The 23,350-nt window shown below is 47.5% G+C and carries 24 protein-coding genes and 1 tRNA gene; 5 read left to right on the top strand and 20 right to left on the bottom strand.

The features are described from left to right. From DVO77_RS19120 to rimI, 4 genes are all read left to right on the top strand, one after another. Positions 1-246, top strand: a 246-nt coding sequence (locus DVO77_RS19120) for a hypothetical protein (protein ID WP_211328801.1), incomplete at its 5' end; no start/stop codon positions are given. A 1,045-nt stretch (positions 247-1,291) separates the two neighbouring features. Further along, positions 1,292-1,368 (top strand) — tRNA-Trp (locus DVO77_RS11060). A gap of 206 nt (positions 1,369-1,574) precedes the next feature. After that, positions 1,575-1,910: a DNA polymerase III subunit psi gene (locus DVO77_RS11055; RefSeq protein WP_162924182.1), complete on the top strand. Its 336-nt coding sequence runs from the start codon at positions 1,575-1,577 to the stop codon at positions 1,908-1,910. Next, the gene (rimI, locus tag DVO77_RS11050) at positions 1,900-2,343 is read left to right on the top strand and encodes a ribosomal protein S18-alanine N-acetyltransferase (RefSeq protein WP_119978374.1); all 444 of its coding nucleotides are present in this window, start codon (positions 1,900-1,902) and stop codon (positions 2,341-2,343) included. The genes DVO77_RS11055 and rimI overlap by 11 nt, the downstream gene beginning before the upstream one ends. A gap of 87 nt (positions 2,344-2,430) precedes the next feature. Here the strand turns inward: rimI and lipA are convergent, their stop codons facing one another. The 14 genes from lipA to leuS all read right to left on the bottom strand — a co-directional run bounded on the left by lipA (position 2,431) and on the right by leuS (position 16,516). Continuing rightward, positions 2,431-3,396 carry a lipoyl synthase gene (gene lipA, locus DVO77_RS11045; protein WP_110457843.1) on the bottom strand — a complete coding sequence of 322 codons (966 nt, stop codon included), beginning with the start codon at positions 3,394-3,396 and terminating at the stop codon, positions 2,431-2,433. Further along, the gene (gene lipB, locus DVO77_RS11040; RefSeq protein ID WP_119978383.1) at positions 3,389-4,048 is read right to left on the bottom strand and encodes a lipoyl(octanoyl) transferase LipB; all 660 of its coding nucleotides are present in this window, start codon (positions 4,046-4,048) and stop codon (positions 3,389-3,391) included. Before lipB ends, lipA begins: the two co-directional genes overlap by 8 nt. A gap of 94 nt (positions 4,049-4,142) precedes the next feature. Then, positions 4,143-4,409 (bottom strand): DUF493 family protein YbeD, encoded by a 267-nt coding sequence (ybeD, locus tag DVO77_RS11035; protein ID WP_119978373.1) that lies wholly within the window; start codon positions 4,407-4,409, stop codon positions 4,143-4,145. A 121-nt stretch (positions 4,410-4,530) separates the two neighbouring features. Continuing rightward, entirely contained in the window at positions 4,531-5,703 is a 1,173-nt protein-coding gene (locus DVO77_RS11030) for a serine hydrolase (protein ID WP_110457841.1), read from the bottom strand. Positions 5,704-5,829: 126 nt separating this feature from the next. Then, on the bottom strand, positions 5,830-6,648 hold the full coding sequence (locus DVO77_RS11025) for a septal ring lytic transglycosylase RlpA family protein (protein WP_211328799.1): 819 nt from the start codon (positions 6,646-6,648) through the stop codon (positions 5,830-5,832). Then, on the bottom strand, positions 6,638-7,618 hold the full coding sequence (gene mltB / locus DVO77_RS11020) for a lytic murein transglycosylase B (RefSeq protein ID WP_119978372.1): 981 nt from the start codon (positions 7,616-7,618) through the stop codon (positions 6,638-6,640). The genes DVO77_RS11025 and mltB overlap by 11 nt, the downstream gene beginning before the upstream one ends. 42 nt (positions 7,619-7,660) lie before the next feature. Beyond that, entirely contained in the window at positions 7,661-8,767 is a 1,107-nt protein-coding gene (gene rodA, locus DVO77_RS11015) for a rod shape-determining protein RodA (protein WP_119978371.1), read from the bottom strand. Beyond that, positions 8,754-10,637 (bottom strand): penicillin-binding protein 2, encoded by a 1,884-nt coding sequence (mrdA, locus tag DVO77_RS11010; RefSeq protein ID WP_119978370.1) that lies wholly within the window; start codon positions 10,635-10,637, stop codon positions 8,754-8,756. Before mrdA ends, rodA begins: the two co-directional genes overlap by 14 nt. A gap of 81 nt (positions 10,638-10,718) precedes the next feature. Beyond that, the gene (gene rlmH, locus DVO77_RS11005) at positions 10,719-11,189 is read right to left on the bottom strand and encodes a 23S rRNA (pseudouridine(1915)-N(3))-methyltransferase RlmH (protein ID WP_119978369.1); all 471 of its coding nucleotides are present in this window, start codon (positions 11,187-11,189) and stop codon (positions 10,719-10,721) included. Next, positions 11,189-11,518, bottom strand: coding sequence for a ribosome silencing factor (rsfS, locus tag DVO77_RS11000; RefSeq protein WP_110457874.1), 330 nt, complete (start codon positions 11,516-11,518; stop codon positions 11,189-11,191). Before rsfS ends, rlmH begins: the two co-directional genes overlap by 1 nt. 131 nt (positions 11,519-11,649) lie before the next feature. Then, a complete protein-coding gene (gene nadD, locus DVO77_RS10995) occupies positions 11,650-12,291 on the bottom strand; it encodes a nicotinate-nucleotide adenylyltransferase (protein WP_119978368.1) in 642 nt (213 codons plus the stop codon). 1 nt (position 12,292) lies between these two features. Further along, positions 12,293-13,324, bottom strand: coding sequence for a DNA polymerase III subunit delta (gene holA / locus DVO77_RS10990; protein ID WP_119978367.1), 1,032 nt, complete (start codon positions 13,322-13,324; stop codon positions 12,293-12,295). After that, on the bottom strand, positions 13,324-13,818 hold the full coding sequence (locus DVO77_RS10985) for an LPS-assembly lipoprotein LptE (protein WP_119978366.1): 495 nt from the start codon (positions 13,816-13,818) through the stop codon (positions 13,324-13,326). The genes holA and DVO77_RS10985 overlap by 1 nt, the downstream gene beginning before the upstream one ends. Positions 13,819-13,924: 106 nt before the next feature. Next, positions 13,925-16,516, bottom strand: a complete 2,592-nt coding sequence (leuS, locus tag DVO77_RS10980) for a leucine--tRNA ligase (RefSeq protein ID WP_119978365.1) — start codon at positions 16,514-16,516, stop codon at positions 13,925-13,927. Positions 16,517-16,636: 120 nt separating this feature from the next. Between leuS and DVO77_RS10975 the strand changes: the two genes are divergently transcribed. Next, positions 16,637-17,137 carry a zinc ribbon-containing protein gene (locus DVO77_RS10975; protein ID WP_110457832.1) on the top strand — a complete coding sequence of 167 codons (501 nt, stop codon included), beginning with the start codon at positions 16,637-16,639 and terminating at the stop codon, positions 17,135-17,137. Positions 17,138-17,291: 154 nt separating this feature from the next. Here DVO77_RS10975 and lnt read toward each other — a convergent pair whose 3' ends face one another. From lnt to DVO77_RS10945, 6 genes are all read right to left on the bottom strand, one after another. Continuing rightward, complete coding sequence (gene lnt / locus DVO77_RS10970) at positions 17,292-18,854, bottom strand: apolipoprotein N-acyltransferase (RefSeq protein WP_119978364.1); 1,563 nt, start codon at positions 18,852-18,854, stop codon at positions 17,292-17,294. 26 nt (positions 18,855-18,880) lie between these two features. Then, positions 18,881-19,756 (bottom strand): CNNM family magnesium/cobalt transport protein CorC, encoded by an 876-nt coding sequence (gene corC, locus DVO77_RS10965; RefSeq protein WP_110457830.1) that lies wholly within the window; start codon positions 19,754-19,756, stop codon positions 18,881-18,883. A gap of 26 nt (positions 19,757-19,782) precedes the next feature. Next, positions 19,783-20,259 (bottom strand): rRNA maturation RNase YbeY, encoded by a 477-nt coding sequence (gene ybeY, locus DVO77_RS10960; RefSeq protein WP_110457829.1) that lies wholly within the window; start codon positions 20,257-20,259, stop codon positions 19,783-19,785. Next, a complete protein-coding gene (locus tag DVO77_RS10955; protein WP_119978381.1) occupies positions 20,249-21,292 on the bottom strand; it encodes a PhoH family protein in 1,044 nt (347 codons plus the stop codon). Before DVO77_RS10955 ends, ybeY begins: the two co-directional genes overlap by 11 nt. Before the next feature lie 222 nt (positions 21,293-21,514). Further along, positions 21,515-22,939, bottom strand: a complete 1,425-nt coding sequence (miaB, locus tag DVO77_RS10950) for a tRNA (N6-isopentenyl adenosine(37)-C2)-methylthiotransferase MiaB (protein WP_110457828.1) — start codon at positions 22,937-22,939, stop codon at positions 21,515-21,517. A gap of 98 nt (positions 22,940-23,037) precedes the next feature. Then, complete coding sequence (locus tag DVO77_RS10945; protein WP_119978363.1) at positions 23,038-23,340, bottom strand: hypothetical protein; 303 nt, start codon at positions 23,338-23,340, stop codon at positions 23,038-23,040. Positions 23,341-23,350 lie beyond the last annotated feature (10 nt).

The following is a 23,350-nucleotide window of genomic DNA, read 5'->3' as shown; positions in this document are numbered from 1 at the left end:
TCAGAAGTGAAACGCAATCGCGCCGATGGTAGTGTGGGGTCTCCCCATGTGAGAGTAGGTCATTTCCAGACGCCTAATACGACAAAGCCCGTTGCTAATGCAACGGGCTTTTTTCGTTTTAGCTTGGAGATAACCACTCGAACATGGGGAAATAAAAAGTCCGAACGTGGTGAGGCTCAAACTCATGTGGAGGTCGATAAATGTTCCAGACAATATCGACACTTCCGCCATCCTTGGCGGTCGTAGGGGGCAGCGTCTGCGCTTATTCAGCGCAGCTTGATGCTGGCGCTGAACGCGGAGAGCTAGCTCGAAGCTGACCATGACAAGTGCCTAATACTTCTCGTAAAGAGTCGTGGATAAGTCATCTGAATAAGGTGGCTTATCCACTTAAGCACTTAGAAGTTGTGCCTACTCCCGATGTCGCTCCGCCGCTGTGCAGGCCTCAGCTTAGTGATAAAGAAGCTGAGGCCTACACGTCCACGTACTACTTTTTCGCTCAAGATGAGCCAATATGATGCTTTTAAATGAGAGTAGGGCGAATATCGTGGTAGCGATGTGTTTATGGCAGAAGTTTTGTCCAGGCATTTACTATAGCCCCCTACATCTATATATCGGTTAGCATGACGTTTTAGCGTAGCTGACCATTTCCAGATACCTAAATATCTTCAAAAAAAGCATTTTAGAAAGAGAGGCGAATAATTGCTAGCATGCAGTGCAGGGATTCGCTTTTAACATTATCATTCGAACATGGGGGGGATAAAGCCTGTGAACGGCGTAAGGTGTAATACCTATGTTGAGGTCGTTAATGTCTCCTCAGTAACTCTTAGATGCATTACGCTGCCTCCTACATTCTATAGCACTCCCGCTATTCTTGGCGCTTGTAGTATGGAGTTCCTGTATTTATCAAGAACAGCTTAAAACTGGATAATAACCGCTTAAGATTGGTTACCATCGGGGCTGCACGGGATTAGCTATAGAAGTCGATAATAGATGCTCAATTACAAGGTCACTAATTCAGTGTTCCAATAAAGGTTTATGAAGGAATCTTATTGATCTTGGTTTGTTGAGCCTTTTTAAGTCCACATTTACCGCTAGATTCAGATGCATTGCCTCGTTGTGTTTCATGGAAGGGAAAAGTCATCTAGTGAACTAATGGCGATTAACTTAGGATAAAACGTACATAATATCGATGATATAGGTTGTCTTGCATGAAAAAGAGGCAGTCAGGTGATTTAGCTTGAAAAAGTACTTTACCTTTGGAGGCTGTTTTTGCATAATGCCCCACGTCAACAGGGGTGTAGTTCCAATTGGTAGAACAGCGGTCTCCAAAACCGATGGTTGCGGGTTCGAGTCCTGCCACCCCTGCCAAATTAAAGAAGCCGTTCAGAAATGAACGGCTTTTTGCTTTTCTGCTTTTATTAAATGTGGATGTCGATCGATACGTTTACTGTGTTAATACCTGTCAAAGTGTTTGCCATCTTCCTCGTGTTTAACGACTTGCTTTAGTTACTCCAGTGACATTCTAACTGTGTAACTGGTATTCTTGTGTCGTATTTGGATTGATTGGAGTGAACTTGAATAGAGACGATTATTTGGACGCGATGGGGGTAACCCGTTGGACCGATGCTAATAATGTATTGCCTAGGGCTATTATTCTGCTTGATCATAGTGGGCAACTCGATCTCAGTCATCCGATCATCCAAATTGTGCTTAGGCTTGTTGATGTAGAATCCGCTCAAGTTCAACTAACCACTAAATTACAACATAATATTCTTTGGGATATGCGTAAGTTAAAGCTGCCTAAAGTGAACTCTGTTATCAGCTCCGCCCCTTTGAATGAGCTTGAGCGTGACGTTCAGGCTAAGCGGGCGCTTTGGCAATCGATATGCGAGCAACAGCATGCATTATAAGTTAAGGGCTTTATCGCTGGCTGATGCGAGCAAGGTTGCTGAAATAGAGCAACGTTGTCACCCATTTCCTATGTCTATAGCAACGCTTGAGAGTTGCTTTGGGCGTTTCTATCATGTCATTGGTCTTGAGATTGATGGCGACCTCGTAGGATTTGCCATTTTGCACTTGTTATTTGAGGACGCCACATTGATGGATATTTGCGTGTCACCAGAAAATCAAGGCAAAGGACTTGGTAGAGTGTTATTAGATGCTGTAGTCGATTTAGCGGCCTCTGGTGGTGCAGAGCGGATAATGTTAGAGGTTAGGGCATCGAGTACTGCGGTGATCCGTTTGTATGAAAGGGCGGGTTTTGTTAGTACTGGTTTACGGGTTAACTATTATCAACATGAGCTAGGCAAGGAAGATGCGGTGTTGATGGAGCGATTATTATAGGCTTACCTGCAACAAATATTGTGATAAAAAAATAGCGCCTTGCGGCGCTATTTTTAGATTAAAACTTGTTGCGGTTAAAAGAAGCGCTTATTTAACTTCTTTGCCTTGCGCTTGTAGATCGGCATGGTAGCTAGAACGAACCATTGGGCCACATGCTGCATGGGTAAAGCCTATCTTTTCGGCAAATTCTCTTAGCTCGTCAAACTCCGCAGGCGGAACATAACGTTCTACAGGTAGGTGAAACTTAGAAGGTTGAAGATATTGGCCTAGTGTGAGCATTTCGACGTTATGAGCGCGCAGATCTTGCAATACTTCAGCGATCTCTTCGTTGGTTTCACCAAGTCCCATCATCAATCCAGACTTCGTGGGTATTGATGGATGACGTTCTTTAAATTTCTTCAGCAGATCCAGTGACCATTGATAGTTGGCGCCAGGACGGGCCTTACGATAGTGCTTAGGCGCCGTTTCTAAGTTGTGGTTAAACACATCAGGCGGCTCTGTGGCTAAGATGTCCAGTGCGGCATCAATACGGCCTCTGAAGTCAGGCACGAGAATCTCTATTTTGATCTCTGGATTTAATATCCGAATTTCACGAATGCAGTCGGCAAAATGTTGTGCTCCACCGTCTCTAAGATCGTCACGATCGACAGAGGTGATCACCACATATTTAAGCTTCATATCGCGAATTGTTTGTGCAAGCTTGACGGGCTCTTCGGCATCAGGCTTTAGTGGTCGGCCATGGGCTACGTCACAAAACGGACAGCGGCGAGTACAAATAGCCCCCAAAATCATGAAGGTCGCAGTACCATGGTTAAAGCATTCTGCTAAGTTCGGGCAAGATGCTTCTTCGCAGACAGAGTGCAACCCGTTTTTACGCAGTGCTTGTTTGATGTCGATAATACGCTGATTAGAAGCAGGTAATTTTACCCTTAACCAATCGGGTTTACGTAACATTGTTTCGCGCTCTGAAGGCACGATCTTAACTGGAATGCGTGAGACCTTATCGGCGTCACGTAACTTAACTCCCGGTTGTAGTCTTTCAGGCCTATTCATATGACTTTGCTAACCCTTGATGATGTTCTAAATGATGATAGCCCAGTGTTTGGCTAAAGGTTTGGATAAGTTTTTCGCCTGCTTCTATGACGGTTTGAGGTCCGTTTAACGGCTTGCATTGCACCATCTCTAAACCGGCATACCCACAGGGGTTGATGCGTTGAAATGGGGACATATCCATATCGACATTAAGTGCAAGGCCATGAAACGAGCATCCTTTGCGGATACGTAACCCGAGAGAGGCAATTTTACGCTCATCGACATAGACACCCGGCGCATCGGCTTTAGGATACGCCTGGATATCATACATGGCTAGCATGTTGACGATGCTTTGCTCTATATCTGTCACCAGCTGGCGCACCCCAATTTTGAGACGCTTGATATCCAGTAAAGGGTACGCTACCAGTTGTCCAGGCCCGTGATAGGTCACTTGGCCACCTCTATCGACTTGGATCACTGGGATGTCACCTGGATTAAGTATGTGCTCGCTCTTACCTGCTTGACCTTGGGTAAAAACGGCTGGGTGCTCTACTATCCAAAGTTCATCTTGGCTGTGTTCATCGCGAGTATCGGTATAATGCTGCATGGCATGCCATACCGATTCGTAATCTTGGCGACCAAGATGACGAATGTGTAAAACTTTATCCTTCAAGGGCAACCTCTCCCCTTAGCATTTTGTGCGCTTATTATACGCGCGAAATTAAGAAATGTAATATAGATCACACTTCTTCTTGTATGGCACTGGATTAGAGCACGCGTTTAACACCGACAATTGCGGCTAACTCAATGTACAGCGTCTCAATTTGTTCTTTGCTGTCGACCATCACCTTGATGGTGATTGAGTTATAAGTGCCTTTGCTCGATTCTCTGGTTGTCGGAATATAGTCACCTGGTACATGGCGCTGCACAACGGCAACGACATCATCGGCCAGTGTGCCTCTTGCATCACCAACAACTTTAAACGGAAATGCTGCAGGGAACTCCATGAGCTCGTGAAACTTAGTGTCTAACATTGGTTTTAATCTCTTGCCGAAATAGATGAGGTATTAAATGGGGCGCATTATACCTAATTCAACCCCTGTAAGGTAAAACAAAAAGGCCACCCAGAGGTGACCTTAGTCTTGCGTGGTTAAATTAGCTGAACCAGCTGGCAAACATCTGTTTGAAGTAATCCATTAACTTACTGAACCAGCTACCTTCATTGACTTCTTGTAAGGTAACGAGTGGGAACTGGGCTACATCTTTACCATCAAGCTGGAAATAGAGGCGTCCGACAACTTCCCCTTTGGCGAGTGGCGCGGTAAGTTCTTTATTCAGTTCAAAGTTAGCTTGGAGGTTTTGCGCCTGACCGCGGTAAATGGTGATTGGGGTGTCTGTGGTGACGCCCAGATCAACAGTTTCTCGGTCGCCGTACCAAATTTTTTGAGTAACAAAGCTGTCACCGGCTTGATACGGAGTGATGGTTTCAAAGAAGCGGAAACCATAATTGAGTAGTTTTTTGCTTTCAGCCTTACGCGCTGACTCGCTTGCGGTGCCCATGACTACAGAAATAAGACGCATGCCATCTTTAGTCGCTGAGGTGACGAGGTTATAACCAGCGCCTGACGTGTGGCCAGTTTTGATGCCATCGACATTTAAGCTTTTATCCCACAACAAACCGTTACGGTTGTATTGCTTAATACCATTAAAGGTAAAGGATTTTTCAGCGTAGACTCGATACTCCTCAGGTACATCTCGGATTAATGCCGCACCAAGGATCGCCATATCATAAGCGGTGGTTTTATGATTTTCCGAGTCAAGCCCATGTGAATTTTCAAAATAGCTGTCGGTCATGCCAAGCTGCTGTGCCCATGAGTTCATCATGTTAACAAAACCATCTTCAGTACCAGCAATATGCTCCGCCATCGCGACACAAGCATCGTTACCCGATTGAATGACGATACCGCGATTAAGGTCCTCTACAGTCACTTGCTTACCGACTTCGATAAACATCTTGGATGAATCAGGGAAGTTCTTTGACCAGGCTTTTTTGCTAATAGTAACCTGATCGGTAGGCGCGATATTGCCCACTTTGATCTCATGACCGATAACATAACTGGTCAACATTTTAGTCAAACTAGCTGGGTTTAAGCTTTCATAGGCATTTTCTTCAGCAATAATCTGCCCCGAATGGTAATCCATCAAAATATAAGCTTTAGCTGCGACCTTTGGTGCGTCTGGCGTAACCACTGGCGCGGCGCTGACAGCGGTAAAGGAGAGTGAGCTTAGAAGGAGCAGTGATTTAGCGTATTGATTTATCAATTTCATATTAAAAAGGCACGTCTTTTGGTTGAATGCGAAAAGAAAGCAGCTATCAGGCCGAGTATACCATTAGTCGACTCTGTAATTGAGTGAAGGTTCATTAATCTTCATTAAATTGAGTCAATTATTCATCTACTCTACGACTAAGTAGCTTTGCGGAAAACCATTTTGCCGCAGGGTTTGATGTAATTCGGCAGCAATTTGCTGCCGGCCAATGGGACCCAATTGAAGCTTATATAAGTCTCCCGTTTGCTGAATACGGGTTTTTACTTGGTACTGGCTAGCTAATTGGCCAGATAGCTTATCGATGCGGCGCTTATCTGATGATGCCACCACTTGCACATAATGCAAGTCGGTAGTTTTGAGTTCGGCAAGGGCAGCCGATTCTGGGTTCTCAATATAAATGACCTCAACCTTGACTTTGGCCGTCCCGGTTTTGAGCATATCGAGTCGATGGGCGGCGGCGTAAGACAAATCAATCAAGCGCTCATCATGAAACGGGCCTCGGTCGTTCACACGCACGATCACACTCTTGTTGTTGGTTAGGTTTGTGATTCTAGCGTAACTGGGTAAAGGCAGGGTTTTGTGGGCCGCCGACATTGAATACATATCATAGGTTTCACCATTCGAGGTAAGGTGACCATGAAACTTGGCGCCATACCATGACGCAACTCCGGTCTTCTGGTAGCCTTTACCCGTATCGAGTACGCTATAGGTCTTACCGCGAACAGTGTAACTTTTACTGTTTCCGCCACGGCTGTAGGGTTCAAATCTAGGATGCGCGTCTTCAACCTTGGTGACATCTGGTGTGTGTGTAGGCGCCGCATCGTCACTCATTTTATAGCGGCGATCGCTGTTTGATGAGCATGCGCCAAGTAATAAAATACATACCATTAAGCTGGCGTGATACAGACAGTGTTTCTTATGATTAAAGCGGTAACTATTTAACATATGAGTCTTTCAGTTGTTGGCTGAATTGATAAACGGCCATGGCGTATAAGGGGCTGCGGTTGTAGCGAGTGATCACATAAAAGTTGTGCAGTCCTAACCAGTAATCGGTTTGCTGAGCTTGAACCAGTTCAACGATCATCGCTGGCTGGTTGATATCTAAGTCGGTATTTTGGGCCAGTGAAATCTGAGGCGAGAGTATATCGGCCACCTGGTAATGTAACTTTTCACCTTGCCACACCTTTAAATGCTCGGGTAGCGTATGATTGGTTAAGGGCAAGGCTATTGGCTCGCCTTTTTGCCAGCGATGTTGATGAAAGTAGTTAGCAACGCTGCCAATAGCATCGATAGGATTACCTATTAAGTCACGCTGGCCATCATTATCAAAGTCTACGGCGTAATGGCGATAACTCGAAGGGATAAATTGCCCAAAACCCATCGCGCCCGCATAAGAGCCTTTTAAGTTGCTGATATCAAGTTGTTCCTCTTTAGCGAGCATCTGCAGATTAGCGAGCTCCTTGCTAAAGAACTTGGCTCTAGGGGTGTAGTGAAACCCTAGGGTATATAGCGCATCGATGACAGGGTAATTTCCCAAATAACCACCATAAAAGGTTTCGATACCAATAATGGCTACAATGATCTCCGGTTCGACCTGAAACTCATTGGCGGCCTTAGTTATAGTATCGGCATAACGTTGCCAAAACTCGATACCTTTAGCTAGGCGTTGCTCGGTAAGAAAAATAGGTTGATAAAGATGCCAAGGTTTGGCTTCCCAGGGGGTGGTAATTGCATCGATGACTTTTTGATTATAATTAGCCTTGGCAAGAAACTGCTCTACCTCTGATTCGGTAAAGCCTGCATCGAGTTGTGCTTGAATAAAAGCTTGCTTGGCGGGGCTAATATCACCATCGGCAGCGACTACAGTTGCAGCTTGGGTCGTTGGCGAGGTCAGGCCCAGTGTGAGGGCGGCCATAATGACAATGAGGGACGATCTTAGCTTCACTCTGGTGCTCCGTTATCGGTCGACAAAACGTCTATGGGTATGAATGCTCATTAAGATACCAAAGCCAGTCATCAGTGTCAGCATCGAGGTGCCTCCATAACTGATTAGGGGTAATGGCACACCAACCACAGGTAAAATACCCGACACCATGCCTATGTTGACAAAAATATACACAAAGAAGGTTAAAGTAATACTGCCAGCGAGTAAACGGGCAAAACTGGTTTGTGCCCGCGTGGCAATGACTAAACCGCGACCAATTACGTATAAATAAAGCGCCAATAACAATAGGCTTCCGATCAAACCAAACTCTTCACCAATGACGGCGAAGATAAAGTCGGTATGACGCTCGGGTAAGAATTCCAGCTGTGACTGAGTTCCATCTAACCAGCCCTTGCCCCATAAACCTCCTGAGCCGATAGCAATTTTCGACTGAATAATATGGTAGCCCGCGCCAAGGGGATCCTTTTCAGGATCGAGTAAGGTTAATACTCGCGTGCGCTGGTAGTCATGCATTAAGAAAAACCACAGCACAGGTAACATGGCGAGTACGCCGCCGACAAAACTGCCGACAATCGCCCAGCTCATGCCCGACAAAAACAGTACAAATATCCCTGAAGCAGCGACCAAAATCGAAGTGCCCAAATCAGGTTGCTTGGCAATCAACAACGTTGGAACCAGCAGTAACACCCCCGCACCCGCTAGGTAGCGTTTCTTTGGTGGTAGTGGAAACTTACTGATATACCAGGCCATCGTGATGGGAAAGGCCAGTTTAATAAGCTCTGAGGGTTGAAACTCCATAAAGCCCAAGTTTAACCAGCGCCGAGCCCCCTTGTTTATCTCGCCAAAAAAATGCACCCCGAGCAACAGCACAATCCCGGCAATATAGATGGGGAATGCCCAGCGCCTAAAGACTTCAGGGTTGATCTGTGCCACAAATAGCATGATGGCCAGCGATAAGCCGATACGCACTAACTGACGTTCCATTAGGGCAATATCTTCACCGCCAGCAGAATAGATAACAAATAGGCCAAAGCACATCAGTGCCAAGATCCCCAGCAGTAGGGGCAGGTCTATGTGTAAACGCTGCCAGATGTTAGGGCGATAGCTATGGGCGGTCATTGTTCGGCGCTCCAGCGGTGACGGTGGGAGACTCATCTCTGAGAATATATTCATCGAGTAAGGCGCGTGCGACGGGACCTGCGTTAGCACCACCCCATCCAGCATTTTCGAGTACCACGGCTAATACAATTTTGGGTGACTCATAGGGCGCATACGCAATGATAAGCGCATTATCGCGTAGGTGCTCATCAATGGTATCGGCATCATACTTTTCATCTTCTGCCACGGTAAATACTTGTGCCGTACCCGTTTTCATCGCGGCGGTGTATCCGGCGTCGACAAAGCGCGATTTATGCGCCGTGTCTTTCATAGCGGAGTTGATGATCTCCCAATTACGTGGGTCTTTCAGCTCCAGCGGGGGCATTTCATCGATCAAGGTATCGACCTTGGTGGTGTCGTTTTCCACCGATTTAAGCAGGTGAGGCACAAATCGCTGGCCATTATTGGCTAAAATAGCCGTTGAATTAGCAAGCTGTAGCGGGGTGGTAGTCCAATACCCTTGGCCAATTCCCACTGAAATGGTGTCACCTATATACCAAGGCTGATTGTACTTAGCGCGCTTCCATTCTCGAGAGGGCATGATGCCGGCAGATTCTTCGAAAATATCCACTCCAGTACGTTCACCAAAGCCAAATTGCAGCATAAAGTGGCTCATCTTATCGATGCCAGTCTTATAAGCTAAATCATAGAAGTAGGTATCGCAGGAGTGTACTAGCGCACCATTTACATCAACCCAACCATGGCCCCAGCGTTTCCAATCGCGATACTTATGATCGACATTGGGGATCTGCCAAAAACCCGGATCCCAGACGCGGGTTTTCGCGGTGACGACTTTATCTTCTAAGCCTAATAGCGCCATATGGGGTTTTACCGTTGAGGCCGGTGCATATTGCCCTTGAGTCGATCGATTAATTAAGGGGCGTGAGCGCGAGTTAAGCAGCTCGCCATAGGCTTTAGAGCTAATGCCGTGTACAAATTGGTTCGGATCGTAAGTTGGGCTAGAAACCATGGCTAATATTCCGCCATCGCGGGGATCGATAGCGACAATTGAGCCGCGCCTACCGTCTAATAGTTCCATGGCCTTTTTTTGCAGCTGCAGATCTAAGGTGAGATGGATATCTTGGCCAGGTATCGGTGCGACTGACTTGAGGGTCCTAATGGTGCGCCCACGGTTATTGACCTCTTCCTCTAAGTGACCTGGGGTGCCATGCAATAAATTTTCGTAAAACTTTTCGATGCCTTGCTTACCAATATCATTGGTGGCGGCGTAATTTTTCCATAAGCCAGCGCTTTGAAGGGCTGCTTGATCGCGGTTGTTAATTCGGCCGACATAGCCAAGTACATGGGTCATTAAACCGTTGTAAGGGTAATGACGTTTAAGGCCTGCATCGATAGAAAACCCGGGAAATCGATGTTGGTTAACACTAAAGGCGGCGACTTGCTCTTCTGTCAGGCGATTTTTAACCGTAATAGGCTTGAAGCGGCGATGATATTTCAAGGCTTCGAGGAGATTTTCTCTTTCATCGTTACTGATCTCAATCACCTCGTTAAGCGCATCGAGGGTCGAAGCTACGTCAGTGACTTTTTCGGGGATCAGTTCAAGCGAGAAGAAGGGTTGATTTTCAGCCAGTAGTTGTCCATGGCGGTCATAAATCAGGCCGCGGCTCGGTGCAACGGGAACCACTCGAATGCGATTGTCATTGGAGCGGGTTTCATAATCGGTGTAAGAGAGGATCTGCAACTGATAGAGATTGGTGAACAGGATGCACAATAACACCACGACACATATGAAAGTAAAAATCGCTCTTCGCTTGAACAGTGAGGCTTCGGCGGCATGGTTATGCATCGCCATCCGTTTACGTGGCGCCAATTATACTCTCTCCAGCAGTAAGTTGGTGTTCGCAATCATTAGCCTATCCTGTGGTGTCCTACGGGCATAGGAGCGTAAGGGTTATTCTCGATGATAGGGATGGTTATTGTTAACGCTCCAAGCGCGATAAAGGCTCTCGGCCACCAATACCCTAACTAAGGGGTGAGGTAATGTCAGTGCCGAAAGACACCAGCTTTGTGTTGCCGCTTGCTTGCAGGCGGGAGCAAGTCCTTCTGGGCCACCAATCAGTAAGCTGACGTCGCGTCCATCATGTTGCCAACGGCTAAGCTGGGTAGCCAGTTCAGGTGTTGTCCAGTTTTTGCCGGGGAGATCGAGGCTAACGATATGATTACCTTTAGGTATCGCTGCTAGCATCAGCTCGCCTTCTTTATGAAGAATTCGAGCTATATCGGCATTTTTTCCACGTTTACCCGCTGGGATCTCTGTTAATTCGAAAGGCATATCCCGTGGAAAACGGCGCTGATACTCTTCAAATCCAGTGGTAACCCAACTGGGCATACGGGTGCCTACGGCAACTAGCTGTAACTTCATTACTCTGGCTTTTCAGACCACAGCTTTTCAAGCTGGTAAAAATCACGGGTCTTGTCTTGCATTACATGCACAATAACATCGCCTAGGTCGACGAGAACCCATTCGCTGCTATCACGACCTTCAACACCATTGATGTGCAGGTTGGCACGTTTAGCTTCTAGTACCACGTTTTCAGCAATTGCTTTAACGTGAGTCTTAGATGTTCCTGAGCACACCACCATAAAATCGGTGATATTTGATTGCTCACTCACATCTAATACTGTGATATCTCTTGCTTTTAAATCTTCGACTTTGTCGATGACAAATTGTTTTAGCTCGGCGCTTTGCACGCGGTTTTCCTCATTCATTTTTGACAGCGGGGCAGTATAACAGGTTATCTTGCCAAAGTAATCGCCTATAGGCGGCATCGGCAGGGGATTTTTAGCAAATTAGAGCGCCGATAGCAACGCCTGTATCGCGATCAACGGTACAGTTGGTGCTCGGTAATATAGTCGCGAACGACTTTGGGCATGGCGTCAGCGGGCAAGGTGTTGTTAGCTAGTTGCTTTCTTATTTGCGTCGATGAGTAAGGTTGCTCAGTAATGGCCACCGGCAGAATAAGCCCGCCATATTGCCCCCGCTCTGTGGCGATGGCGAGGCTGGTTTTATCGCCGCGGCGCTGCTCAAGTAACTGCTGCATGGGGGAGTCGTTTGCCAACTGCCAGCCTGGTCGTTGGCATACCACCAAATGGCACAGCTCGAACAATTGCTGCCATTGATGCCAGCTAGAGAGGTTGATAAATGAGTCCATGCCCATAATAAATAACAGTTGATCATTCGGGTGCGCCGCACGTAAACGTTCAAGCGTGACCACCGAATATGACGGGCTGCTACGTTTAATTTCGATATCACATACCTGCATTTGTGGGTATTGCTGGCAGACTAAACGCGCCATTTGCAGCCTATGTGCGCTGCTGCACATAGGCTGAGGCTTGTGCGGCGGAATGTTATTTGGCATTAGCCACACTTGGTCTAACCCAAGTGCCTGCTGCACCTCAAGTAACGGTGTGATGTGACCATAGTGGATCGGGTCAAAAGTGCCGCCTAACAAGCCGATATTCATTTTATGCTAATTCGATATGGCTCAAGTGCTCGTGAGCGCTGGGATCGTACAACAGGCATAGATGGCTCAAGGCGGTCCAATCTTCGACGCCTTGTTGTTTGAGTCTCAGCTCGGTCTTGGATGCAAACGCTAACATGGCTTCGATTTGCGTTAGGCTTAAACGCGACAGCGCCGCTTGGTATAACGCTTTACGTTTATCCCAAATACGCAGTTTGTTCCATAAGCTACTGACATTGCCGCCCAGCTCTTGGGCTTGCTTTAGCTGTAATAGCGTGGTCAGCTCTTTAAATTGGCCCCATAACAAAATCGGCATGGCTACGCCTTCGGCCTGCAGTTGTGACAACATATGCTGCGCTTTATCTTGCTGATTATTAAGCAGCACATCGGCTAACTGGAAAACGGTAAAGCGAGATTGATCTTCAAAGTACTGTTCAAGTTGTTGGCTGTTGATCAGATCGTTAGGGTTGAGCAACTGCAGCAGTTGCAACGCTTGATCGGCGGCGAGCAAGTTACCTTCATACAGGTTAAACAGCATCTGCTGTGCATCTTGGGTCAGCCGTAACTTGAAGTGACTGATTCTGCCTTGCAGCCAGCGCTGAAATTGCGCGCCTTCAGGCGTGGTGCACGGAATATAAACGCCTTTGGCGTCGAGACTTTTAAACCACTTAGATTTAGTCTGTTCGCTGGCTAATTTGGGTCCGGTTAGCAGCAATAAGATATCGGGGTTATGGTGTTGCATTAACGCTTGCAACTGTGCACTGCCGTCACTGCCAGGCTTGGCTTGGGGTAAAGACAACTCAATAATACGGCGGCTCGCGAACAGGCTCATGGTGTTCCACTCTTCGAGCAAGTCTTGCCAATTAAACCCTGTTTCTTGGGTGAGTTGAATTCGCTCTTCGAAACCGTCGCGTTTGGCTTGGGCGTAAATTAAGGATTTACTGGTTTCGCACAGCCAAGGATCATCGCCAAAGACTAAATAGCATTGAGTTAATGGCGTGAGCTGTTTGGCTAATTGATCTGGATAAACCCGCATCAATTAGTCTCGATTGAAGCCAAAATTTGAATAATTTGGTCTGCGGCTTGGATGCGCATCTCTTTAACCAGTAGCTCCATTTCACGGCTTTTAGCCAGTGCGGTGCGCGGGTCATCGAGGTAGTCGCGATGAATTGCCACTTCAAAACGCTGTGCATCACGTTCAGGCAGTTGCACCGTAAATGAGACTAGGTAGTTGAGCTCATACTCGGCGACATTCCCTGTGGGATATAAGGAGAGTGTGGTTCTGTCGAGTGAATCATTAAGGATGCTCAGCGTGGGTAAGGTCGCGTTCGCGTCAACCACATTGATGCTGTTAAGACGTAAGCGCTCACGTACCAAGCGGGTGAGTTCGCTGTATTGATCTTGACTGCTAAGGTGCAGTGATTTTAGCGCATCGGGAATAGAGTAACTGCGCTGCAGTTTAAAGCCGCAACCGCTGGTGGCCAAAAGGGTCAGGGTTAACAGGGCGAAACACAGGCGTTTAATAAACATAAGTGAGTCTGTTCTTCCTAAAGTAATGATGCTCAGCCTAACAACATAGGCTGAGCATTGCAGCACCTGAATCACAAAGGTTATTCAGGTGCCGGGCTTGCGACAGTTAGCTTGCTACGATATTGAGCAGCTTACCAGGGACATAAATCACTTTACGTATGGTTTTGCCTTCGGTGTGTTTAATCACGCCTTCTTGCGCCATACCCAAAGCTTCAACTGCGTCTTTATCGGCATCGGCCGCGACAGTGATTTTAGCACGTAGCTTGCCGTTAACTTGCACTATGATAAGTTTACTATCTTCCACTAGCGCCGCTTGATCGACTTCAGGCCACAGCACCTCTTCGATCGCTTGTTCGTGCCCTAAAGCTTGCCATAGGCTGAAACACGTGTGCGGAATGATTGGGTACAGTAGACGTACCACAGCGCAAAGTGCTTCTTGCATTAAGCCGCGGTCTTGCTCGCTCTCTGCTGGGGCTTTTTGCAGACGATTCATCAACTCCATCACCGAGGCGATGGCGGTGTTAAACATCTGACGGCGCTCAATATCATCACCCACTTTAGCAATGGTCTTGTGCAGCTCGCGGCGCAGCTCTTTCTGTGCTGGATTGAGCGCAGTGAGATCTAAGCTTGTGGTCGCCCCTTGAGAGACATGGTCGTGTGCCAGTTTCCATAAACGCTTGATAAAGCGATGCGCGCCTTCAACACTCGACTCTTGCCACTCAAGAGTTAGCTCTGGTGGCGCAGCGAACATCATAAACAAGCGTACGGTATCGGCGCCGTATTTATCGACCATCTCTTGTGGGTCAATACCGTTATTTTTAGATTTAGACATCTTGCTCATGCCAGTATAAACCAGTTCATGGCCTTGGCTGTCTATCGCTTTAACGATACGGCCTTTGTCGTCCGTTTCGGTGACGGTGGCATCACTTGGTGAAACCCAAACGCGGGCGCCTTTCTCGTCGTTGTAGTAGAAAGCATCGGCCAACACCATTCCTTGAGTCAATAGGCGTTTGGCTGGCTCATCACTGTTGACTAAGTCCATATCACGCAGCAATTTGTGGAAAAAGCGGAAGTAAAGCAGGTGCATACATGCGTGCTCAATACCACCGATATATTGATCCACAGGCAACCAATAGTTGGCTTTCGCAGGATCTAACATCTGGTCTGCGTGTGGGCTGCAGTAACGAGCATAGTACCAAGATGACTCCATAAAGGTGTCAAAGGTGTCTGTCTCTTTGAATGCTTCTTGGCCATTAATTTGAGTCTTGGCCCACTCTTTGTCCGCCTTGATTGGGCTTTGAATACCATCCATTACCACATCTTCTGGCAAGATGACCGGCAGTTGATCTTCTGGCGTTGGCATTACAGTGCCATCGGCGAGCGTGACCATAGGAATTGGCGCGCCCCAGTAACGCTGACGAGATACTCCCCAGTCGCGTAGACGGAAGTTAACTTGGCGTTTACCTTTACCTTCGCTCGATAGTTTGGCATCGATGGCATCGAATGCCGCTTGGAAGTCTAGGCCATCTAGCTCTGGGAACGCGTCGCCAGAGTTAAACACAATACCTTTTTCGGTATAAGCTTCTTTACTAATATCAAGCTCACCATCGACTGGCTTAATCACGCCCTCGATTGGCAGGCCATATTTAGTGGCAAATTCATAGTCGCGTTGGTCATGACCTGGAACCGACATCACCGCGCCAGTACCGTAGTTCATCAACACAAAGTTAGCCGCCCATATAGGCACTAACTTACCCGTGAGTGGATGAATCGCTTTAAGACCAGTATCGACGCCTTTTTTCTCCATCGCAGCCATAGCGGCCTCGGTGGTGTCGGCATTTTTACACTCTTCGATAAAGTCTTTAAGTGCGGGGTTGTTGGCCGCGGCTTGCTCAGCGAGTGGGTGACCGGCGGCAATCGCCACATAAGTCACCCCCATTACTGTATCGGGACGCGTGGTATAGATATCGAAACTCTGTTCGCTATCAGCCACTTGGAAGGTCATCTCTATGCCTTCACTGCGACCAATCCAGTTGCGCTGCATGGTCTTAACTTGCTCAGGCCATTCATCGAGTTGGTCGATGTCGTTGAGTAGCTCTTCGGCGTAATCGGTGATTTTAATAAACCACTGAGGGATCTCTTTTTGCACCACTTCGGTGTCACAGCGCCAACAGCAGCCGTCCTGTACTTGCTCATTGGCGAGTACGGTTTCATCGTTGGGGCACCAGTTAACCGCTGAGGTTTTTTTATAGACTAGGCCTTTTTCGTATAACTTGGTGAAGAACCATTGTTCCCAGCGGTAGTACTCTGGGGTACAGGTGGCGATTTCACGGCTCCAGTCGTAGCCAAATCCCAGCATTTTCAGCTGGTTTTTCATGTAGTCGATATTTTCGTAAGTCCAAGGGGCTGGCGCCGTCTTATTATTGATTGCCGCATTTTCAGCAGGCAGGCCAAACGAGTCCCAACCGATAGGTTGTAGGACATTTTTGCCCTGAAGACGCTGGTAACGCGCAACTACATCGCCTATGGTGTAGTTGCGAACATGGCCCATATGGAGTCGGCCAGAAGGGTATGGAAACATCGAGAGGCAGTAAAACTTCTCCTTGCTTTCATCCTCGGTTACTTCAAATGTTTTTGTGTCTTGCCAGTGCTGCTGCACCTTAGCTTCAATCTCTGAAGGTAGATATTGCTCTTGCATTGATGATTCCCGGCCATGTCGCCTATTATTTGATCTTGCGCACGTTGCGCGCGAGTGAGATCTGCATAGAATAAACTAGAAGTGAGTCATTAAAAAGGTTCGCATGAAGGAGTATTGAACATGAGTCAAAGAAGTGCCGAATTACTATCGCTTTATCAGGCCCTGATCTCGCAGGTTAAATTGGATTTTGCTGATGATAACTCTATGACAGTAAAGGAGTTATATAAGGTTGTCACTAACAGTAAGGACTTTTTGGCTCTCAAGCAACAAGCTAAAACTGAAGAGTTAGCTTTAGTCGAACAATTTTTAAAACGTGATATCGCAGATTACTTGCAAGAGAAAAATGCCTCCGACTTAAGCCATAGCCCCACAGTTATCGCGGTTGAAAATACGTTATGGCATTGGTTAAGTGAAATCACTGATCGTAGCCAAGTGGAGTGGCATGAGGTCACGCAAGATTTTAAACATAATGGTCTGTATCAAAGTGGTGAAATTATCGGGCAAGGGACGTTAGTCTGCACCGCCTGTGGCCATGAGATGCGCATTGAATTTCCAGGGGTGATCCCCGACTGTCCTGAGTGTGATTGTGGGCAGTTTACTCGTGAGGCGTTAACGCCTTAGGGTTAGCTTGTAAGTGTCGCCAACCGCTTTGACGGCGCACGGTAGCGCTAACGATTCTTTGCTCTTAGCGCTACCATCGCTAACGAAACGGCTAAGTGGTTAACTTAATGTTTAACCGCTTTTCATACCGGTGCAGTGGGTGATTGATAATCGCTCAGCGCACCGTCCATCGGCGTATCATCACATACCCCAAAACGCCCCAGCTAAATAGCAATATTGGCCATTGTCCCCAGCGGCTAAACAGTGTTGTTCCTGTCATCAGTGGAATACTTGCGTGTAATACCCCGGTTTCAAATTGCGGTAGGCTGGCGGTGATCTCGCCATCAACATTTACCACAGCGGTGACGCCATTATTGGTGCCCCTGACTAAGGGGCGCCCCAGTTCAATGGCCCGCATCTGGGCAATCTCCATATGCTGTAAAGGACCATTTGAGCGGCCAAACCACGCATCGTTAGACACAGTCAGCAGGAGTTCGGTATCGTTGGTCACATTAGCGCGCAGTTGCTCAGGAAAGGCTATTTCGTAGCAGATAGCGGGCGCGACTTGATGGCCTAGGGCATTGAGATTAGGTTGCTGATAATCGCCGCGAGCAAATGAAGACATGGGTAAGTTGAAAAAAGGTGCTAGCGGGCGTAGCAAGGACTCAAAGGGCACAAATTCACCAATAGGGAGAAGGTGATGCTTTCTAAACTCATTAATTCCATTGGCTTGATAATCCGGGCTACTTTGCATCGGCGCCTGGTGATTGCCTAAGACAATAAGCGAGTTATAAAACTGCTGTTGTTGACGGCTGATAATGCCGGTAATGATGGCGCTATTATTAAAATTGGCCACCTGATTGGCATTGTCGAGAAAATCACTCACCATATCTTCAGGAGCGGGAATTGCAGCCTCTGGCCAGATAAAAATATCGGTATTAGCAAATTCAGGTCGCGACAAGTCCATATATTTAAGCATGGTGGGCCATAGGGCTTCGGGCTGCCATTTCATGCTTTGGGCAATATTGCCTTGCACCAAGGTGACATTAACCTGTTTACCGGTAGGCGTGATGGGTGACAGTACTTTAGTCATGTAGCTCGCTGAGCAGGCCACTAATACGATGATGAATAAAGGCGCGCCGCGCTTTGCCAATGATGTTTTATGAGCGCTAAACAGCAACGCAAGCGCGCCAGCCAACAGTGCTACTAGGTAACTGAGGCCGAGTGCGCCGATCACACTGGCTAATGGACTCAACGGGCCGCTGGTTTGGCTGTACCCGGCCCATAACCAAGGAAACCCCGTCAATACCCAGCCACGAGACCATTCGGTGAGCATCCAAAGGGCAGGGAAGAGTAATAGGTTGCGCAGATAATGCGATTGCGGCGTCAGCTTGGCCAGTAAATAGCCTGCCAGCGCAGGATACAGTGCCAAATACAGGGCCAATAACGCCATTAATCCAATAGAGGCCGCCAGCGGCAGGCCGCCGAAGGTGTCCATGCTCACGTGCACCCAGCTAATGCCTACTGAGAAGCAGCCAAAGCCAAAGCTAAGCCAATAGTAAAATGTCAGCTTCGGTGAGAGTGGTTGGCTTTGACTAAGGGCAAAGGCCATTGAAACCAGATAGATAGGCCATAGGCCATAGGGAGCAAACGCAAGGGTAGTGCTGGCACCCGCCAGATAGGCGAGCACCAGTTTTAACCAAGGTTGATGGGCTATAGCCCTAAGTGGTAGCAGCATTTAAGCCTCATCAAGGGGATACGAAACTAGTCGTTATCGTTGTCAGTTTGGTTATCGGGTAATTTAACCCTGAGTTGGACCAGTCTGCGGGTATCGGCGCTAATGACTTTAAATTCTATATCGTCGATCATCACCTTTTCATTACGTTCAGGCAGGTGCCCAAAAGCATGTGAGACCAAACCACCGACAGTATCAAATTCTTCGTCACTAAAGTGAGTACCAAATTTTTCATTAAAGTCTTCAATGGGCGTTAAGGCTTTAACCATATAAAGCTGTTTGCCCACTTGACGGATTTCCGTTTCTTCGGCCGAATCGTGGTCAAATTCATCTTCAATTTCACCGACAATCTCTTCGAGAATATCTTCAATCGTCACCAAGCCCGATACGCCACCATATTCATCGACGACAATCGCCATGTGGTAGCGTTGTGAACGGAACTCTTTTAATAAGACATCAACACGCTTGCTCTCTGGCACAACAACAGCAGGGCGGATCACTTGCCCTAAAGAAAAAGGTTCGTCGTTGTTTTTAAAGCCGTATTTAAGCAGATCTTTGGCAAGTAAAATGCCTTCGATATGATCTTTATCTTCGTTGACGACAGGAAAGCGAGAGTGTGCAGAACCAATGACTGTCGATAGTAGTTCTTCAACTGTACTATCAATCTTTAGCGCCACAATTTGTGCTCGTGGGATCATGATGTCACGCACGCGCAGATCGGAAACTTCTAAAACACCTTTTATCATCTCGCGAGTGTCTTCGCTAATCACTTCTCTTAGCTCAGCATCGTGGATAACTTCCACTAACTCGTCGCGACTCTGTGGTTCGCCCTGGAATAACTGACTTACTTTTTCAAACCAGCCCTTCTTGTGGGCGTTGGTACTCGGTGGGATGTCATCGCTCATAGTAATTTCCTGGCTATTACAGCCAATTATTGCTCCTTGTAAGGATTAGGAAAGCCTAGGCTTTCAATCAGTTGAGTCTCTAAGGACTCCATCTCTTCTGCTTCGCTATCATCGATGTGATCATACCCTAGCAGATGCAGACAACCATGTACAACCATATGAGCCCAGTGGGCTTCTAAGGCTTTATCTTGTTGTTTTGCTTCAGCTTCGACAACGGGTACGCAGATCACTAAATCGCCAAGTAGTGGTAATTCCACTTCTGGAGGCGCTTCAAACGGGAATGATAGCACATTTGTCGGCTTGTCTTTACCGCGATAGCTATGATTTAAGCGTTGGCTCTCTTCTATGTCAACCAGTCGAATCGTCATTTCAGCTTCGGCCATAGTGTTGCCCAGTGCTAAGCGCACCCAGGTTTCAAATTGTGCCTGAGTCGGAAGCGCTTGGCTGTCGGTTGCAATTTGCAGGTCGAGACTCAATGCAAGAGTAGGGTGATCAGACATCATGTTGGGCTTGTTCCTGGGATTGATATTGGCTTGCGCGCTTGGCTTTTTCGCTAGCCATTTTTTGCTCATGGGCTTCATAAGCTTCGACAATGCGGGCCACAACGGGGTGGCGCACCACATCTTTGGCTTGGAAAAAGTTAAAGCTCACCTCATCGACATCACTAAGGACTTCAATGGCGTGACGCAGGCCTGATTTTTGGTGCTTGGGCAGATCGATCTGAGTAATATCGCCGGTGATCACGGCGCGCGAATTAAATCCGATGCGGGTTAAAAACATTTTCATCTGCTCGACGGTGGTATTTTGGCTTTCGTCTAAGATGATAAAGGCATCGTTTAGGGTTCGTCCGCGCATATAGGCCAGTGGCGCCACTTCGATAACGCTGCGTTCAATTAATCGTTCGACTTTTTCAAAGCCCATCATCTCAAAGAGGGCATCGTATAGCGGGCGCAGATACGGATCGACCTTTTGGCTTAAATCACCTGGCAGAAAGCCCAGTTTCTCACCGGCTTCAACCGCAGGGCGCGTCAGTAAGATGCGTCTTACCTCTTGGCGCTCGAGCGCATCGACCGCGGCGGCGACCGCAAGGTAGGTTTTACCCGTACCAGCAGGGCCAACGCCAAAGCTGATGTCATGGCGGACGATATTGGCTACATAATCACTTTGGTTAGGGTTTCTGGGCTTAATGACACCGCGTTTGGTTTTTATATACAGCTCTTTGTCATCGCGGGGGCCGTCGGCCTCTAGCGCGATGGCAGCTTGAATGGCCATATGAACAGCGTCTGGCTCTAAGTCAGGAGTACTGCCTCGTACAGGCTGGGTTTCAACATACAGCTCTTTGAGTAAGTTGTTGGCGGTTAAGCAGTTGCGTGGCAGGCCAACAATTTGAAAATGGTTGTTGCGGTAATTGATCTCAACACCGATGCGGCGTTCTAACTGTTTGATGTTGTCATCAAAAGGGCCGCATAGCGATGCAAGCCTACGGCTGTCAGCGGGTTCGAGATACAAATTGAGGGTGGTTAATTTATTTGACAAAAATAACTCCAAATGATGTTTGTCTGTATCCACAAATAGGGTTAACTCAGACAGTTTACGAGGCATTAAGTTGAAATGCTAACGCTAATTTTAGTGTTCGATGCCATTAAAAGGGGGCCACAGGTGTAGTGGCCTATGTGTACTGGCAAGTCGAGTGAGCAATAAAAAAGCGACTGTGATGCACAGTCGCTTTGATTCAATTTACGTTGTCACTCGCCCAAGTTAAGGGATGTACTGGGTGACGCCTAGCTCATCATCTTTCTTATGCTTAGCCAAGATGTCAGATGGACGAAGGTCGCGACGTAAGTCCATCTCATCTTCACCACGGATAAAGATACCGCGCAATGAGTTAGTGTAAACATCGACAATTTCAACATCGACAAAGCTGCCAATGTGCTTAGGATCGCCCTCGAAGTTCACCACGCGGTTATTTTCGGTGCGTCCCCGAAGCTCCATTGGGTTTTTAACCGATGGCCCTTCGACTAAGATACGCTGCACGGTACCGAGCATTTGACGGCTGTAACGCATCGCTTGCTGGGTGATCCTGTCTTGCAATATGGCTAAGCGCTCTTTTTTCTCTTCCATTGAGACATCATCTGGCAGATCGGCCGCAGGCGTGCCCGGACGAGCGCTGTAGATAAAGCTAAAGCTGTGGTCAAATTGCACATCTTCTATTAGCTTCATGGTGTCGGCGAAATCCTGTTTCGACTCACCAGGAAAGCCAATAATAAAGTCAGAGCTTATCTGAATATCGGGACGTGCTTTGCGTAGACGACGAATGATAGATTTATATTCAATCGCCATATGACCGCGTTTCATCTGGGTCAAAATTAGATCGGAACCCGACTGCACAGGCAGGTGCAGGAAGCTCACCAATTCTGGTGTATCTTCATAAACATCTATGATGTCTTGGGTAAACTCGATGGGGTGGCTAGTGGTGAAACGAATACGGTCGATACCATCAATAGCGGCTACATAACGTAGCAGTTCGGCAAACGTGCAGATGTCATCGTCGTGGGTGGCCCCACGATAAGCATTCACGTTTTGGCCAAGTAGATTGACCTCACGCACCCCTTGAGCCGCCAATTGGGCAATCTCAAGAATGACATCATCGAGCGGGCGGCTGACCTCTTCACCGCGAGTGTATGGCACTACGCAGAAAGAGCAGTATTTGCTACAGCCTTCCATGATAGACACGAAGGCGCTTGGTCCTTCGGCACGCGGCTCAGGTAGACGGTCAAATTTTTCGATTTCAGGGAAACTGACATCGATAACCGCTTTGCCGCCTTGCTGGATTTGGTCAATCATTTCAGGCAAACGGTGTAAGGTCTGTGGCCCAAAGATCAGATCCACACACTGGGCTCTGTCTTTAATCGCCTTGCCTTCTTGTGAGGCGACACAGCCACCAACACCAATGATAAGATTAGGCTTTTTATCTTTTAAGGTTTTCCAGCGACCAAGTTGGTGAAACACCTTTTCTTGCGCTTTTTCACGGATAGAGCAGGTGTTAAGCAGCAGTACGTCTGCCTCTTCTGCATTATCCGTTAAGGTATACCCTTGGTATTCGTCTAGTAGGTCGGCCATCTTTGATGAGTCATACTCATTCATCTGACAGCCCCAAGTTTTAATATGGAGTTTCTTACTCATCAGTTTTGCGCCGTGGTTGCAATTACTGGGAAAAATAGCGCAACATTTTACCCTTTGAGCACCACTCTGGCTAGCTTTTGCGCGTTATATATTAGAAATTACTCCGGGCTAAAGGTTTTTGCCGTTAACATTGACGTTGTGTCGAAGGCCGATTCAAGGGCTGCACTTTCGAAGGCTTGTGCCATTGCAAGGCTGCTGTTTCTGGCTTGATCTTGTATGCTGTCATAAATTTCTACTCTGTATTGACTGCGCCATTCTGTCGTATATTGATATAGGGCATAATCGAGCGGCGCGCGATAGGTTATAGTCATGGTTTCCATGGCGGGGGCCTGATCGGCTAACGCCACATTGGCGATTAATGCGCTGGTTATCATTACACTGGCAATCATTGAGCGTTTCATAGTGAACCTC

It is taken from the genome of Shewanella algidipiscicola, assembly GCF_003605125.1.
In the GTDB taxonomy this organism is placed as follows: domain Bacteria; phylum Pseudomonadota; class Gammaproteobacteria; order Enterobacterales; family Shewanellaceae; genus Shewanella; species Shewanella algidipiscicola.
Note: the sequence above shows the minus strand (reverse complement) of the source record. Positions and strands in the feature narration are given on the sequence as shown.